Consider the following 15,003-nt stretch of genomic DNA (forward strand, 5'->3'; position numbering starts at 1 on the left):
CAGCGCGCAGACGCCTGCATTCCATCGCACGCACCTGCGGACATCCCGGCGGGTTTGGCGGATTGTGGTTCTGGCTACGCACACACCATTGACCATTGTCCTACCCGGCCCGCAGCCGGCAGCGACTTGCGTGATGAGGTCGTCCGACTGAATCGGCGCGAGTGGCATTGCCTGCGTCGATGTCGCGATGGCCAGCGCAAAACCGGCAACAGCAAATAACCTGATCATCGTCACGCTCCTCTTGAAATCATGCCGAGCAAGGTTGGCGCCCTTCGAAGGCAGCATCAGTCCGCATGCAGGAGCAAAAAGAGTTTGATCTGGAGGCGGCCGTGTGGACCGCCTCCTGGTCGCTGCGTGTTTCGTCGCCCTTGATCAGCGTGCCGGGCGTGCAACCAATTCCGTTGCTTTGCGCACAATCACTTATTCGCGCGACCCTTTAGATCGGTGGCATAACGTCGCCGATCCCCTGCGGGCCGAAGTCCATGTCCGCTGTACCCAATTTCGTCTGTGTCTTACGGGCAGCGGAACGGCATGCCGTTGGCGCCTGTGATCAAAGCCCCCGATGTGCAGGCCATGCCGGTGGGCGTTATGTACCAGCCAGTACTGTCGCTGGCTGTGGGATAGTAGGCATTAGCTCCCAAGCCTCCACCATAGTAGGCATTGGCTGCCAAGCCTCCACCATAGGAGGAAGGCCCACCTCTGTAGGGACTGACGCCCGTAACTCCATAGTTGCCGGCGCCTGTGTAAGGGCCGGTTCCCCATCCCCAGTTGGGGGATGTGGCCGCCACGGCAGCGGCCGTGCCCACGGCAGCCGCGCCGGCGACGCCAGCGCCGACGACTCCGGCTCGATACCCGTACGCAGCCCGCCGGTCTTGCCGGCGAGCAACACCTGCGACGCTCATTGGGGTGAGCGGCCGGCCGACCCGTGCCTGGGCACTCTCCACTGACAAAGAGATGCCGCGTTGTTCAGACCAGCTGAACGAGAACAGCGCCGCGCATGCGACAGTTGAGCTCGCGATTGCAAGTTTTGTCAGATGCAATTGTCTCATGAACTTGCTCCATGACTGGCTTGCCCCATGCTGAAAAGATGCTGCCTCCGCGCCGGGGTAGGATTGCGCTAGATCAAAGATGGACGAGGGGGCTTGCGGGCTCGGATAAGGCAGAGACTTTGACGCTACCAACGAGTTTTCTTCGATGGTGCGGATCGAGCCAATCGAGCCCGCGACGGCGAGAATGGACGGCGCTTTCAAAATGAAAGAGGCGGCGATTGCGCCGCCTCTCCTTGTGGTTCGCGCGCTTACTGGCAGACGTACATGATTCCGTCACCGCCCTTGATCAATGTGCCGGGCGTGCAGCCAATACCGTTGAGCTTCGCATAGCTATCCCAACCGTCATAGCAGGTATAGGAAGCACGTCCAAAGACCCCAACGGCCGTGCCGTATCCCGTCCTGCCGCCGACGCCACACCAGGGGCCGCCAGCGTAGTAGGCGCGCACTGCGTACCAGGGGAGACCGGTCTGATCGGGTATGTAGTGATTATAGGGATACGGGCTGACATAGAGTCGCCTCGCTTGGGCACTCTCAACTGAGAGCGAAAGCCCGCGCTGCTCAGACCAGTCGACGGTGAACAGTGCAGCAAAAGCGATAGTCGAAGTTGCAATTGCAAAATTTCTGAAAGCTGTCTGCTTCATCGTTCTCCTCCTATGCTTGTCGTCCCCCTTTGCATAAGAAGGCCCGCCGGTTGAGGCCGACATTGACCAAGATCAAGGACCTTGACCTGTCTCGTGACTTCGAGTTGTGGCTCTCGAGGAGCTGTGCATGTAACAGTGCGCATGGGGGTAACGGAGGAATGCTGACGCGTCGCGCTCTCCGGTGTGCTTGCTCGGTGCTATGTCGGGGCTGGGGCCGGCCGATCGCTTCAGGCGCTACAGGATTTTCTTCGAAATCTTGTCGTGCCCGAACGACATGGCCGATCTAGGCTGCGGCCGCCTGCGCCGACAGCAGCTGCTTCAGCTTCGCCGCCGGCACCGCCGGGCTGAACAGCCAGCCCTGCATCTGGCTGCATCCGAGCTGCCGCAGCACCTCGCGCTGGGCCTCGGTTTCGACGCCTTCCGCCGTCGTCGCCATGTGGCGGGCGGCGGCCATGTGCACCACGGCCTGCACGATCGGAGACGAATCTTCCGACTGGCCGATGTCGCTGATGAAGCTGCGGTCGATCTTGATCTTGTCGAACGGGAAGCGGTGCAGATAGCTCAGCGACGAATAGCCGGTGCCGAAATCGTCGAGCGCGATGCGCACGCCGAGCTCGCGCAGCTGCTGCAGGATCGTCAGCGCCTCCTCGTCGTCGCGGATCAGCACGGTCTCCGTGATCTCGAGCTCGAGCCGGCCGGGCGCCAGCCCTGATTCCGCAAGCGCAGCGGCGACCTTGAGTGCCAGTGACCGCGACCGGAACTGCACCGGCGAGACGTTGACCGCGATGTGGATATTGCCGGGCCAGCTTGCGGCCTCGAGGCAGGCCTGCTTCAGCACCCATTCGCCGATCTCGCCGATCTGGCCGGTGTCCTCCGCGACCGGGATGAAATCCGCAGGCGAGACCATGCCGCGCTCGGGATGGCGCCAGCGCAAAAGCGCCTCGCAGCCGGTGACGACGTTGGCGGCGAGATCGACCAGCGGCTGATAGTGCACCTCGAACTCGCCGCGCGCGAGCGCCTGGCGCAGATCGAGCTCGAGCTGGCGGCGCTGCCGCGCCTTGGCGTCGTATTCGCTCACGAAGACGCGGAAGGTGCCGCGGCCTTCCGACTTCGCGGCGTACATCGCGAGATCGGCGCGCTTGAGCAGGTCTTCGAGATTGTCGCCGTGGTCCGGCGCGATCGCGATGCCGATGCTGGCATCGGTCGGAATCTCCTGGCCCTTGCAGTTCACCGGCACACGCAGCGTCTTGAGGATCGTATCCGCCAGCGCGGTCAGCTCGGCTTGATCACAGGTGCCGGCCTTGACGATGGCGAATTCGTCGCCGCCGAGCCGCGCGACGAGGTCGTTGCCGCTGACGCAGGCGCGCAGACGGTTCGCGACCTGGCGCAGCAGCTCGTCGCCGACCTCGTGTCCCAGCGAATCGTTGACGCCCTTGAACTCGTCGACGTCGATATAGAGGATCGCGAACGGCTTGCCCTGGGCAAGCTCGGCGACGCGGCGCTCCAGATGGCTGCGCATCAGCACGCGGTTGGGCAGGTCGGTCAGCGCGTCGTAATGCGCCATATGCGCGATGCGTTCGGCGGCGCGGATGCGCTCGGTGACGTCGTCATGGGTGGCGAGCCAGCCGCCGGCGGCACCGGGCTGGTTCTTGATCTCGATCAGGCGGCCGTCACCCGTCTCCACGATCGCACTGTGCGTCTGCTCGACGCTGGCCAGGATACCGTCGCAATAGGCATCGACGTCGCCGTCGAAGGAGCCGGTGTCGTGGCGATGCTGGATCACGTCGCGGAAATAGGCGCCGGGCTTCACGACGTCGGCAGACAGGCGGTACATCTCGATGTAGCGCCGGTTACAGACGATCAGCCGCTCGTCCTGATCGAACATCAAGAGGCCCTGCGTCATCGTGTTCATCGCGGTGTCGAGCCGCTGCTTCTCGAGCGAGAGCCGGCGCGTCACCTGGCGGAAGATCAGGAACAGCGTCAGCACCAGCAGGCCGATCGACAGCACGGCGACGGCGACGAAGAATTTCGTTTGCGTGCGCCAGGTGGCGAGCGTCGCGTCCAGCGATCTGGTCGCGACCACGACCAGCGGTTCGCCGGTCAGGAGGCGCGAGGCGACGATGCGGTCCTTGCCGTCGATCGGGCTCGCGAGCTGGGTCGTGACGAAGGTGCGCTCGAACACCGCCATCTGCTCCGGCGTGCCCTGGCGAAAATTCTGCCCGATCATGGCATCGGCGTGCGGGATGCGCGCGAGCAGCTGGCCGTTCTGGTGATGCATCGCGATCGAGGAATCTTCGCCGAGCCCCGCAGAGGCGAAGAAGGATTCGATCTGCTCCGGTGCGATCGCACGCGAGACGATGCCGAGGAACTCGCCGTGTGGCCCGGAGACACGTCGGGCGAACACGATGGCGGGGCCGTTGCCGAGTCGGCCGGGAACGACCTCGATCTCTTCCTGCGCAATCGGATCGTTCTTGAGCCGCTTGAAATAGCCGCGGTCGGCGACCGAGACGTCGGCGACAGGCCAGCGCCGCGACGAATTGATCAGCAGGCCTTCGGAATCGAACACATTGGCGCCGGCGACGTCGGACCAGCCGCTCGCCTTTCCGCGCAGCGCCTCGTGCATGGCGAGCGTGCTCATCTGGCTGCGGAACAGGTCGGCGGACTCGATGCCATGGCTTTCGAGCTCGGCGATGACGCTCTTCTGGAACACCGCGAAATCCGCGAACTCGCGGTCGTAATGCCGGGTGAGCAGCCGTACTGCGCTTTCAAGGCTGTCGCGGCCGCTCTCGATCGCGTTCTGCCGGAAGCGGTCGACGGTGAGCGCGGTGCCGATGGCGGTCGCAAGCATCAGCACGAAGCCGCCGGCGATCAGCCATGTCAGCGGCGCGCCGCGCCAGCGGCGCAGCAGCGCGCGCATCCGCGCGGTCCATCGAATCGATGTGCCCATCCAGCCCTCCCGTGGGATGCAAGATGCAGCAAAACCGACAAGACCCCGTTACCACAAAGGGTTAGGAAAATATGAATCGGAGTGGAATCAGTGGGTTGGTTCCATCGCGCAGTCCGTAGGGTGGATTAGCGGAGCGTAATCCACCACTTCCGTTGCCGCAGACGCGAACAGTGGTGGTTTACGCCAGCGGACTGCGCTTTGCGCAGTCGCCAGCTAACCCACCCTACAAACGCCTCACCGCCTGATCTCCCACTCCAGCGCTTCCGCGTTCTGCTTGGCGAACATCTTGGGCACGTCGAAGGTTCCGGTCTTGAGGTCGTAGCGGCAGCGCCAGTTGGCCAGTCCCTTCACCGCGACGTTCTTCGGATGCTTGTCCATCTCGCCCGACAGCGAGATCAGCAGGTAGCGGTTGTTGGGCCAGTCGACGCCGAGCCAGCGATAGCCGTCTTCCGTGCCTTTCACGAGATTGGCCGAGATGTGGTAGTCGAGCTTCATCCTCTTCGTGTCGGGCCGGCTGTGGAAATAGGCCCAGGCGAGATCGCTGAGCGAGTTCTTCGTCGCATTGACGAAGGCGCCGTGCTCGAAATGGTAGAGAAAAAGATCCTGCGAGCCCGAACCGGTCTTCTGCATTCGCACCAGCCATTGCGAGTCGCTGGTGAAGCGGAAGCCGGCGCCATAGCCCTGCTCGGGCTTGAGCTCCGTCATCTGATCGCCGCGCCGCGCCCAGACCTGCCATTTGACCTCGAAGAGGTCTTCGCTGTCCTTCATGTACTGCTCGAGCCTGGTGGCGCCGTCGGGCGAGGTGAAGGCGAGATCGGCGTTGTCGGTGAGGATGTAGCCCGGCGGCGGGCCGGAGGCGGCGAGCGCGGGGCCGGCGAAAAGCGTCAAGGCGAGCGCCAGCCATCGGGCCGGGCGGATGAATGCGGTCACGGGAAAATCCTTAAAAAATAGCCGCGGTGCGGCCTCGCTGATTTGACTCGGTAAGGGCCGCGCCGGTTCATCCGCGGCGGCTGGAAACGATGGTCGATCATCCCTTCGAGCGACTTGCTGCCGTAACCAAATCGGCGCAGGCTACGGTCATCGGCTGATTTGCCAACAAGGGTTCGACTTCTGATGATGACCGCAACCAAGGCCCTCATTGCGTTCTGCCTGCTCGCGGTGGTTGGCACCGTTCTCGTGATCGGTCCCGCCGAGCTGCGCCGCCTGTTGCCGGGCGGAGCGGGCACCGAGACCGCTGTCGTCGCCAAGCCCGACGCCAAGCCCGACGCCAAGGCTGAGTCCAAACCTGAGGCCAAGGTCGAGCCCAAAGCCGCAAACAAGGCAGAGCCGAAACCCGAAGAACCGAAGCTCGCCGCCGCACAGCCGGCGCCAGCCCCGGCGCCGAAGCCGGTGGCCGAGGCCCAGAAGCAGGTCACGGCCGCGCTCGCCGATCTCGCGCCGGTCAAGCCGCCGGCGGCCGCAACCGACGCCGGGCCGAGGTTCGATGTTGCCCGCGTCGACGATCACGGCGAGGCGGCGGTGATCGCGGGCCAGGCCGCACCGGGATCAAAGGTCGAGCTGCTGCGCGACGGCCAGCCGCTCCATTCGGTCACGGCCGATGCGTCGGGCCAGTTCGTGATGACGCCGCCGCAGCTTCCCGCCGGCAGCTACGAGCTGACGCTGCGCGCCAGGGCGCCCGATGGCACCGTCACGCAGTCCAGCCGGACCATGCCGGTGACGATCGCGGAAATCGCGCCGCCGCCCGCGCGTCCCGTGCCGGTTGCGAAGCAGGCCCAGAAGGTGGACGACAAGTCGGATGTCGTGGCGTCGCTGCCGTCGGCCGCACCGCGCCTGGCGTCAACGCCTGACGGGCCCGCGGTTCGGCCCAGAATGATGGCGGCACCGAAACCGAGGAGCATGGCACGCGCGCCGGCGGGCACGACGGTCGCATCGGCCTCGCCGGCCGACGCCCTCAGCGCCGCACCGACTGAAGCGGGCGGCAGCCGGGTGATCTCCCGCGGCGACAGCCTGTGGGCGCTCAGCCGGCGCGCCTATGGCGACGGCTCCCGCTATGCGGTGATCTTCAACGCCAACCGCGACAAGATCCACAATCCGAACCTGATCTACCCCGGCCAGACATTCGTGTTGCCGAAGAACACGCAGTGACGCGGCGCACCGGCGCTGCCGATGCGCGCCAGCGACGCTTTGCGCTGTCCACCTCCGGAACATTTGGTTCCCCTGCGCGTCATTGTGGGTGAGACGCAATGCGCGCGTCGTGCGGGAGGAGGGCCAGGCAGTGGCCAAGTCGGCGGTCGGGTCGGGACGCATGGGACTGGCGCTTGCCGGCGCGATTCTCGTCATTGCGGCAGTGCTACTGCCGAATAGCGCGCAGGCACAGTTCGGATTGCGCGGCGGCCCGCTCGGTGTCGCCCGTTTCGCCGTCGGTCACGTGATCGGCCTGTCGCGATTGCGCCATGCCCGCATGGCGGTGCGGGGCGGCCGCTACCGCTCCGCCGCGTTGAGGTCGCAAGATCCTCGTTACGATCCGCGCGGCGCCGAGCGTGGCCAGCCGGCCAATCCCTACATCCTGCGGGCGGCACTCACGGCGCAAGCCGCGCTGTCGGGCTGGCACGGTGGGCGCAGCCCGCAGGGCTGGTGGCGCCACCCCGACGGCAGCTATGGCTGGGCCGGCCCGGTGTTCTGGCCGTTCGCATATGACGATCTCGCAAATGCGGTCATCTTCGCCGATACCACTAGCATCTCGCTTTATGGCTATGGCGACATCTATGCCGCGCTGTTCTCGCCCTATGCGGCAGGCGAGCTTGCCGCCTACACCGTGCCGCAGGGCAGGCGCGCGCGAAAGGTCCCCTCGGTCGAGAGCATTTGCGACGCCAGCGACACCGCCGGCCTGCCCGTCGATCGCATCGCCGCGACTGTGGCACCCAACGAGTTGCAGCGCGCGGCGCTCGACGAGCTCACTGCTGCCTGGAATGCAGCGCGCGACACCATCCGCGCCGCCTGTCCGGCGCAGGCGCCCGCGACCGCATCGGAGCGTCTCGGCCTGATGCGCGAGCGCATCGCGGCCATGATCAAGGCGACGGATGCGATCGAAGCGCCGCTCGCGAAGTTTGCCGGTCTCCTCAGCGACGACCAGAAAGCCAGGCTCAATGCCCTCGCCAACGATCGTCGCGCTGCGCTGGCGTCTCGCCAGCCCAAGGACGCGCAGGCCACTGCTGCTTGCCAGCCGGATTACGATCCCCGCTACGACGAAAAGGCGCAGCGCCAGTATGAGCAGCTCGTGCAGCAGCAATGGCCTGCGGATGACATTGCGTCCACGCTCCGCCTCGACGACACCGCCCGCGCCCGCTTCGAGGTGCTCCAGGACACCACGCTGCGCACCATGGAGACGCTGAGCGCCTGCCCCGCAGAGGCCGCCGCGACCCCGCTGGCCCGCCTCGCGGCCGTGAAGGCACGGCTGGCAACGATGCTGCGAGAGGTGACCGGCGTCACCGATGCGCTCGACGATTTCGAGGCCGATCTCAGCGATGAGCAGAAGGCGGGCTTCGAGGCGATCGGGCCGAAGCGGGGGGCGTGATCACCCGCACGCCCAGTCGAACTTCATGTCCTTGAAGTCGAGCTGCGCGTTGCCGCCGCCGAAATTGTAGCCGCCGAAATATTCCTCGAACTCGACGTAGAACGGGCTCATCTCCGGCACCGCCTGGCAGGGCCGCATGGTGCCGCCGAGATGGTTGTGGGCGTGGTCCTTGCACCAGTCGTGCAGGCGGAAATTGTCGCGGCTCGGTACGCCGCCGACATAGTAGTAATAGGGCTGATAGCCGGTCGGCGGGTTTTCGCGCGTGTACTCGTCCTGCGGGCCCTTGCCGGCATTGGGATCGCTCGCGCGCGGCGATAGCGCGATCGCGCGGGTTTCGGTGAGATCGGCGCGCGGTGCGCCGGCAAACATCTTCTTGGCGTAAGGCGCGGCAGCCTCGTAGAACGCATTGGCACCGCCGACGTCGAGCCAGCGCGGCCGGTCGGCAGTCGCCAGCGCAAGCGGCGCCGGCGGCGTCGCGAACGCGCCGTCGTATTCGGTTCTGGTCAGCAACAGCGCGGCATATTCGTAGTCGAGAATGTCGGTCATGCGCGACAGGCGCGGGTGCGTGGGCCGGGCCATCACGGCCTCGCGGATTTCAGGATCATCAGGCGCGCCGCCGTCATTATGATCGGGCGCGGTGGCGAAGAACGAGACAGCGACGATGTCCTCGCCATGCACGCGATAATCCTCCGGCAGCAGAAGCGTGAAGCCGTGCATCAGCGGATAGCCGGTGACGGGATCGAGCGGCCATTGCTCGCTGCTGATGCCCGGCGGCAGCCCATAAACCCAGCCCTGGTCGCGCGCACGGTCCGCGGGCCGGTCCAGCATCTGCAAATCATACGCGCGCGAAGGCAAGGCAAGCGTCACGGGTCGTCTCCCACGAAATCCGCCTCGCCGTTGAGGCGATGGTTAGTCGCGGGGAGAAGGGATGTGGTTCGTTGGGCGTCGCCGATGAATCGTAGAAGCTGCGCTGCACTCTGAGGTGTCATCGCCCGATTTAATCGGGCGATCCAGTATTCCAGCGACTGCAGTGATTGATCGATAGGCTGCGGCGTACTGGATGCCCCGGTCAAGCCGGGGCATGACGGTGGAGTGTGAGGCGCGTGTCTATGGCGTTAGCCACTTGCGCTCACATCCTCCGCCGTGCCGCCGCGGCATCCACAACGTTCTCCACCTCCTCGCGCCAGCTCAAGATCTCCATCGCCAGCACGGGGTGATTGAAGCCCTTGAGCTGGAGGTCGTCGAGCGCGCGGGCCTCGACCCAGGGCTCGACCATGCCGTAGACGCGGCGGCTGGCCACGATCTGGTTGGGCTTGGCCTCGCTGCAGAGGCGGGAGGCGAGGTTGGTGACGCTGCCGATTGCGGCATATTCCAGCCGCTGCTCGAAGCCGACTTGGCCGAGCGTGGCATAGCCGAGCGCGATGCCGATGCCGAACCCTAGGCTATGCCCGCGGTTGCGCCAGCGCTCGGTCAGCGGGCCGATGGTGTCGCGCATCTCCACCGCCATCTTCACCGCGCGCTGGGTGTGGTCCTCGAACTGGATCGGCGCGTTGAACAGGATCATCACGCCGTCGCCGGCATATTTGTCGAGCGTGCCTTCGTATTTGAAGATCAGCTTGCCGAGCGCGGCGTGATATTCGCGCAGCACGTTCATCGCCTCTTCCGGCTCGGTCGCTTCCGTGAACGCGGTGAAGCCGCGCAGGTCGCAGAACACGACCGTGACCTCGCGGCGCTGGCTGGTGAGCAGCCCCTCGGGGCTGTCGGAGGAGGCGATCAACTGCGCCACCTGCGGCGCCAGAAAACGCTCGAGCTTGCGGATGCGCTCGATCTCGCCGAGCTGGGTCTTGACGCGCTCCTCCAGCGACTTGTTCCAGTCCTTGAGCTGCTCGGTCTGCACGCGCAGCTTGTCGGCCTGGGCGCGCACGGTCTCGTTCGCCGCCTCCAGCGCGTGGCTCTTGTGATCGACCTCGGTGAAGAGACGCGCATTGCGCATCGCCAGCACCGCCTGGTTGGCGAAGGTGCGCATCAATCCGATGAGGCTGCCGGCGAACTCGCCGCCGGCGCGTCGCAGCACCACCAGCGCGCCGAGCGTGCCCTGCTGGTCGACCAGCGGCACCACCAGCACCGAGCGGAAGCCGGCCGCGATCGCGGCGTCGCGCAGCGGCTGCCCGGCCGCATGCTCGAGATCGGCAAGCGCGATCGGCTCGCCGCTTCTGGCGGCATCGCTCAGGATGTTCTCGCCCTCGTCGATGGTGACATGGGCGCCCTCGGCCGATCTGTCGATGCCGCCCGCCTCGACCAGGTTGAAGCGGCGCGCCTCGGCGTCATAGCCGTAGATCAGCACTGCATCGGCATGGGTGATCTCGATCGCGCGCGCGGCGATGGTCGGCAGCACGGCGTTGAGATCGAGCGAGGAGGAGACGGCGCGGCCGACCTCTTCCAGCACCTTGAGCTCGTTGTTCGACTGCGCGAGATCGCGGGTGCGCTCCTCGACCTTGGTCTCCAGGTTTGAATAGGTCTCCTGGAGCTGCGTCGCCATGCGATTGAACTGGCCGGCGAGGTCTTCCAGCTCGTCGGAGGTGTGCACGTCGATGCGATGGCTGAAATCGCCTTCGCCGAGCTTGTGCGCACCGTCGCGCAATGCGGTGATCGGGATGATCATGCGGCGTGCCAGCAGCGTGCCGGCGAGGATCGCGACCATCAGGCCCATGCCGATCAGAAGCGCGACGCGCACCAGCTGGTCGCGGATCGGCGTCAAGGCCTGCGTGGTCGGCTGCTCGAACATCACGTTCCAGCCGAGCTTCGGCACGGTGCTCGCAGCTGTCAGCACCGCATGACCGTTGAAGTCGGTGCCTGACGTCTCGGGCGCGCCGCCGGGCGAAATCGCGGCCGCCACCTGCGGCAGCTTCGACAAATCCTTGCCGACATCGGGACCTCTGGCGGACGTCGCCAGCACGCGGCCGCGCGGGTCGACCACATAGGCGAAGGCGGCCTTGCCGACCTGGGCGTCGGAGAGGAAGTCGGAGAGGAAGCTGAGGTCGATCTCGGCGACGGTGACGCCGGCGTTGAAGCCGGAATGCGCCACCGAGATCGACATGAACGGCGTCCGGTCGGAGAACCAGGCCGGCGCGTAGCTGACGCCGCGCGCGACGGTGTCGGTGAAGCGCATGTCGCGGGAGAGGTCGGCATTGCCGCCGGTCGTGGTCGACTGCCGCGAGACGCGCAGCACCTCGCGGCCCTCGCCGTTGAGCTGGAACAGCTGGCTGACGACCGAGACCTGGTGCAGGAGCGATGCGTAGTCGGCGCGGCGCTTCTCGAGCGTGTCCTGGCTCGCCCGCGTCACCCAGCTGATCTGGCGCTCCAGCTCGGAGATCGACTGTTCGATCCGCCGGGCGGCGCCCTGCGCCTTGTCCTCCAGCCCGCCGGTCAGCTGCGTCTTGGTGGCGCGATAGGAGATCCAGGTCTCCATCGCGCCGTTGACGGCGAGCACGAACACGACGAGGCCGACGAGGGAGACGACGTATTTGGCGAACAGGCCCTCGCGCAGAAACCGTGTCTTGTCGTTCGCCCCAGCCATCCGGATCCTCTCGCGCCATCGACGCTGGCGCTACGGGCCGTGCAGCCCATGGCCTTTCTAGCACAATTTGGGCCGGCGGACGGGTGGACCGCCGGTGTGGTTACCCGTTGTGGACGCGGGGACGGGCCGAAGGGTGGTGAATTGTCGCAGACTGATCCGTTCGGAGGAAGCAGCGGACGGGGAAGGCGATGTAAGCGGATTGGCGTGACATCATCGATTGAAGAGCTGCCGCAGAACGTCATTCATCGGCTGGCTGTCCTGCTGCGCCACCGGCGGCTCCTCCTGGGCGGGGGGCGTGGGCGAGGCCTGCGGTGCCGGGGTCGATGGCGTTGCCGGCAGGCTGCGACTGCGCCCGGTGCCCGTCGCGGTGCTAGTGCCTGTTCCGGCGCCACTGGAAAGCCCCTGCTGGATCAGATTGCCGATCGCCTCGCCCAAGGGGCCGCCGAGCAGATTGTTCTGCCCCGGTTGCTGCGCTTGCGGATTGGTATTGCCGGTTGCATTGCCGCCCGGCGCGGTGGCGCCGCCGAGACCCAGGCTTCCCAAAATATTGCCGAGCCCGGCGCCATCAGGTCCGAACAGGCCCTTGCCCATCTCGCGCAGCTTGGCGTAGGCGGCCTCTGGATTGTCGAGCATGCCGGCCATGTCAGGGTAGATCTTCGGCTGCGACCAGCTGCCCTGGATCATCACGGGGATGCCGAAGCCGACCGGGTCGGAGGTGCGGCCCTGGCCCTCGGTCGTCATCACCAGCTTGGGCTCGACGCGAAAGCCCATCATCTTGGTGTCGAGCGCGATGGTGCCTGCGCCGGTGACGCGCACCAGCGGCCCGATCAGATTGAGATCGGTCGTCACCGCCTGCCCCTTGTCGATGCGGAAGGAGGCCGAGAGCTGCGACAGATCCGTGCTCTGCTCCTGGCTGGGGTCCTGGTTTCCTTGCCAGCCGGACAGCGTGCCGGTCGTCAGCGAGCGGATCATCTGCGCAACATTGATGCCGCGGATGGCGCCGTCCTGGAAATTGACGAAGGCCGTGCCCTGCATGTTGGCCATCAGCGCGCGCTGGCTGGTGCCGGCGCTGCGCAAGGCGAGCTTGGCCTGCAGCTTGCCGTCGATCCGGTCGAATTCGGCGAGCCCCTGGAGCAGCGGCAGCGCGCGCACGCCGACGAGGTCGGAATGCATGGCAAAACTCGGCGCGCCGGTGGTCGCATCCAGGATCACCTCGCCCGAGACCTGCCCGCCATAGGCGCCGAGATTGGCGGTGCCGGCCTTCAGCACGCCGCCGGCGAGCTTTGCGTCGAGCGCCAGCGGCGCGATGCGCGCATCGCCGATCACGGCCTCGCTCGCGGAGATCCTCACTTGCGCATCGACGTAATTGAGCCCGGACACGTCGATCGGCGCATTGCTCCAGGGCTGTCCCGACGCACCATCAGGTGTTTTCGCCAGCGGGATCGCGAGGCGCTGGAAATCGAGATCGACCTTGACCAGCGGCTTGCTCGCGATGTCGACCGAAGCCCAGCCGTTGAAGGCGCCGTCGCCGAGCTTGCCGCTCACGCCGTTGATCATCACGACGTCGCCGTTGAGCCGCATCTCGGCGTGGCCGGTGAGCTGGGACTTCAGCACGTCAGGCATGTCGATGGCGAAATCCACCGGAATGGTCGGCCGCTCGGCCGGCGGCGTCGGCGCCGTCGCCTTGATGTCGAACTTGGTCGGATGATCGCCGACCCGCGCGGTGCCGGTGATGTCGACCTTGCGATCGCGGCCGACGACGGCGTCGGCGTTGATGGCACTGATGCGGCCCTCGACGCGGTCGCGCACGCGCGCGAATGCGACCTCGCCGTCCGTGACCTTGATGCGGTTGATGGTCGCCCCGGCGGTGTCGAGCGCGATCGGCTTCGACGCGGCGCCGGCGTTCGGCAGGCGCTCACGCAGCAGCGGCTGATAGAGCACGGGATGGGTGACGACGAGCTCTCTGATCTCAGGGGTTCCCGACCACACGCTGGAGAGCGACATGTCGGCCTGCACGCTGTCCACCGTCAGACGCGTGATGCCGCTGCGGTCCTTGGGGTCCTGGAGCGTGAGGTCGTTCAGCGTGACGTTCAGCGTCGGCCACAGGCTGATCTTCGTGGTGCCGTCGATCGACAGGCGGTAGCCGGTCGCGCTCTCGACGCGCGAGGCAATCGTCGAGGTCAGGAAGCCCGAGGGGATTCCGACCACGAGCAGAAGCGCGATCACGATGATGATAGCGGCGACCGCGGCGCCGGCGAATTTCACTGCTCTCATGTCGACTTTCCAACGACGGACCAACGGCGCCGAATCCGGCCGCTCACCCGTCCCTTGCGCGTGAGTTTATCCCCGGACGGGAAGCGGCTCCAAGCGGTCAAAAATAGTCAGGGGGTGCTGCAAAGTTATGTGACTTATGACACACTTCTCCGGCGCGGTTTTACGCGATCCTGAAGACGATGGTTCCAAGCGATTTGCCGGTGAAATTGACACGCAAATTCACAAGGACGTTGAAATGAGCAAACAGGCCGAATTTGCGGTCATCCTGAAGATGAACCCGATGTTCGCCGATCTCGGCGCGGACGAGCTCCAGCGGCTGTCCAATCTCTGCCACACCCAGCATCTGGCGAATGGCGAGGTGCTGTTCCAGAAGGGCGATCCCGGGGACGCGCTGTTCGGGGTGCGCCGCGGCCAGGTCCGCATCGAGACCGGCGCCTCCGACGGCAGCCGGCTGACGCTGAATTTCATGGGGCCGGGCGACCTGTTCGGCGAGGTCGCGGTGCTGGACGGCCAGAACCGTACTGCGGATGCGACCGCGGGCGAGGTCAGCGAATTGTTCGTACTGCGGCGCGAAGACTTTCTCGGCTTCCTCGAGCGCGAGCCCAAGGTCGCGATCAAGATCATTGCCCTGCTGTGCCAGCGCATCCGCTGGCAGAGCGAGCGCATGGAAGAATCCATGCTGCAGCCGCTGCCGGTGCGCCTGGCGCGGCGGCTCTGCGCGCTCGCCGCCGATTTCGGCTCCGAGGTGCACATCTCGCAGGAGCAGCTCGGCGTCTTCGTCGGCGCCGCCCGCGAGAGCGTCAACCGCCAGCTCCAGGCCTGGCGCAAGGACGCAATCCTCGATCTCCAGCGCGGCCGGATCCTGCTGCGGAACATGACCAAGCTGACCGCGATCGCGCGGAACGAGTAGGGCGGCCAGGCTGCTTCGCACGTAATGCAAC

At 66.0% G+C, this 15,003-nt stretch carries 9 protein-coding genes; 3 read left to right on the forward strand and 6 right to left on the reverse strand.

Going from position 1 to position 15,003, the window contains the following annotated elements; translation table 11 throughout:
- Window positions 1-1,297: 1,297 nt before the first annotated feature.
- The 3 genes from JQ603_RS34965 to JQ603_RS34975 all read right to left on the reverse strand — a co-directional run bounded on the left by JQ603_RS34965 (window position 1,298) and on the right by JQ603_RS34975 (window position 5,567).
- Complete coding sequence (locus JQ603_RS34965) at window positions 1,298-1,690, reverse strand: hypothetical protein (RefSeq protein WP_212347200.1); 393 nt, start codon at window positions 1,688-1,690, stop codon at window positions 1,298-1,300.
- Window positions 1,691-1,973: 283 nt separating this feature from the next.
- Window positions 1,974-4,637 carry a bifunctional diguanylate cyclase/phosphodiesterase gene (locus JQ603_RS34970; protein ID WP_212347203.1) on the reverse strand — a complete coding sequence of 888 codons (2,664 nt, stop codon included), beginning with the start codon at window positions 4,635-4,637 and terminating at the stop codon, window positions 1,974-1,976.
- A 234-nt stretch (window positions 4,638-4,871) separates the two neighbouring features.
- Window positions 4,872-5,567 (reverse strand): hypothetical protein, encoded by a 696-nt coding sequence (locus JQ603_RS34975; RefSeq protein WP_212347206.1) that lies wholly within the window; start codon window positions 5,565-5,567, stop codon window positions 4,872-4,874.
- Between the two features lie 183 nt (window positions 5,568-5,750).
- Between JQ603_RS34975 and JQ603_RS34980 the strand changes: the two genes are divergently transcribed.
- On the forward strand, window positions 5,751-6,782 hold the full coding sequence (locus tag JQ603_RS34980) for a LysM peptidoglycan-binding domain-containing protein (RefSeq protein ID WP_212347209.1): 1,032 nt from the start codon (window positions 5,751-5,753) through the stop codon (window positions 6,780-6,782).
- A 160-nt stretch (window positions 6,783-6,942) separates the two neighbouring features.
- A complete protein-coding gene (locus JQ603_RS34985; RefSeq protein ID WP_212347553.1) occupies window positions 6,943-8,211 on the forward strand; it encodes a Spy/CpxP family protein refolding chaperone in 1,269 nt (422 codons plus the stop codon).
- Here JQ603_RS34985 and JQ603_RS34990 read toward each other — a convergent pair whose 3' ends face one another.
- From JQ603_RS34990 to JQ603_RS35000, 3 genes are all read right to left on the reverse strand, one after another.
- Entirely contained in the window at window positions 8,212-9,078 is an 867-nt protein-coding gene (locus JQ603_RS34990) for a hypothetical protein (RefSeq protein ID WP_212347212.1), read from the reverse strand. It abuts the gene before it with no gap.
- A gap of 262 nt (window positions 9,079-9,340) precedes the next feature.
- Window positions 9,341-11,788: an adenylate/guanylate cyclase domain-containing protein gene (locus JQ603_RS34995; protein WP_212347215.1), complete on the reverse strand. Its 2,448-nt coding sequence runs from the start codon at window positions 11,786-11,788 to the stop codon at window positions 9,341-9,343.
- A 210-nt stretch (window positions 11,789-11,998) separates the two neighbouring features.
- Window positions 11,999-14,062 (reverse strand): AsmA family protein, encoded by a 2,064-nt coding sequence (locus JQ603_RS35000; RefSeq protein ID WP_212347217.1) that lies wholly within the window; start codon window positions 14,060-14,062, stop codon window positions 11,999-12,001.
- A gap of 235 nt (window positions 14,063-14,297) precedes the next feature.
- On the opposite strand from JQ603_RS35000, the gene JQ603_RS35005 reads away from it, so the two are divergent.
- On the forward strand, window positions 14,298-14,972 hold the full coding sequence (locus JQ603_RS35005; protein ID WP_212347221.1) for a Crp/Fnr family transcriptional regulator: 675 nt from the start codon (window positions 14,298-14,300) through the stop codon (window positions 14,970-14,972).
- Window positions 14,973-15,003 lie beyond the last annotated feature (31 nt).

The organism is Bradyrhizobium liaoningense (assembly GCF_018130825.1).
Classification (GTDB): Bacteria; Pseudomonadota; Alphaproteobacteria; order Rhizobiales; family Xanthobacteraceae; genus Bradyrhizobium; species Bradyrhizobium liaoningense_B.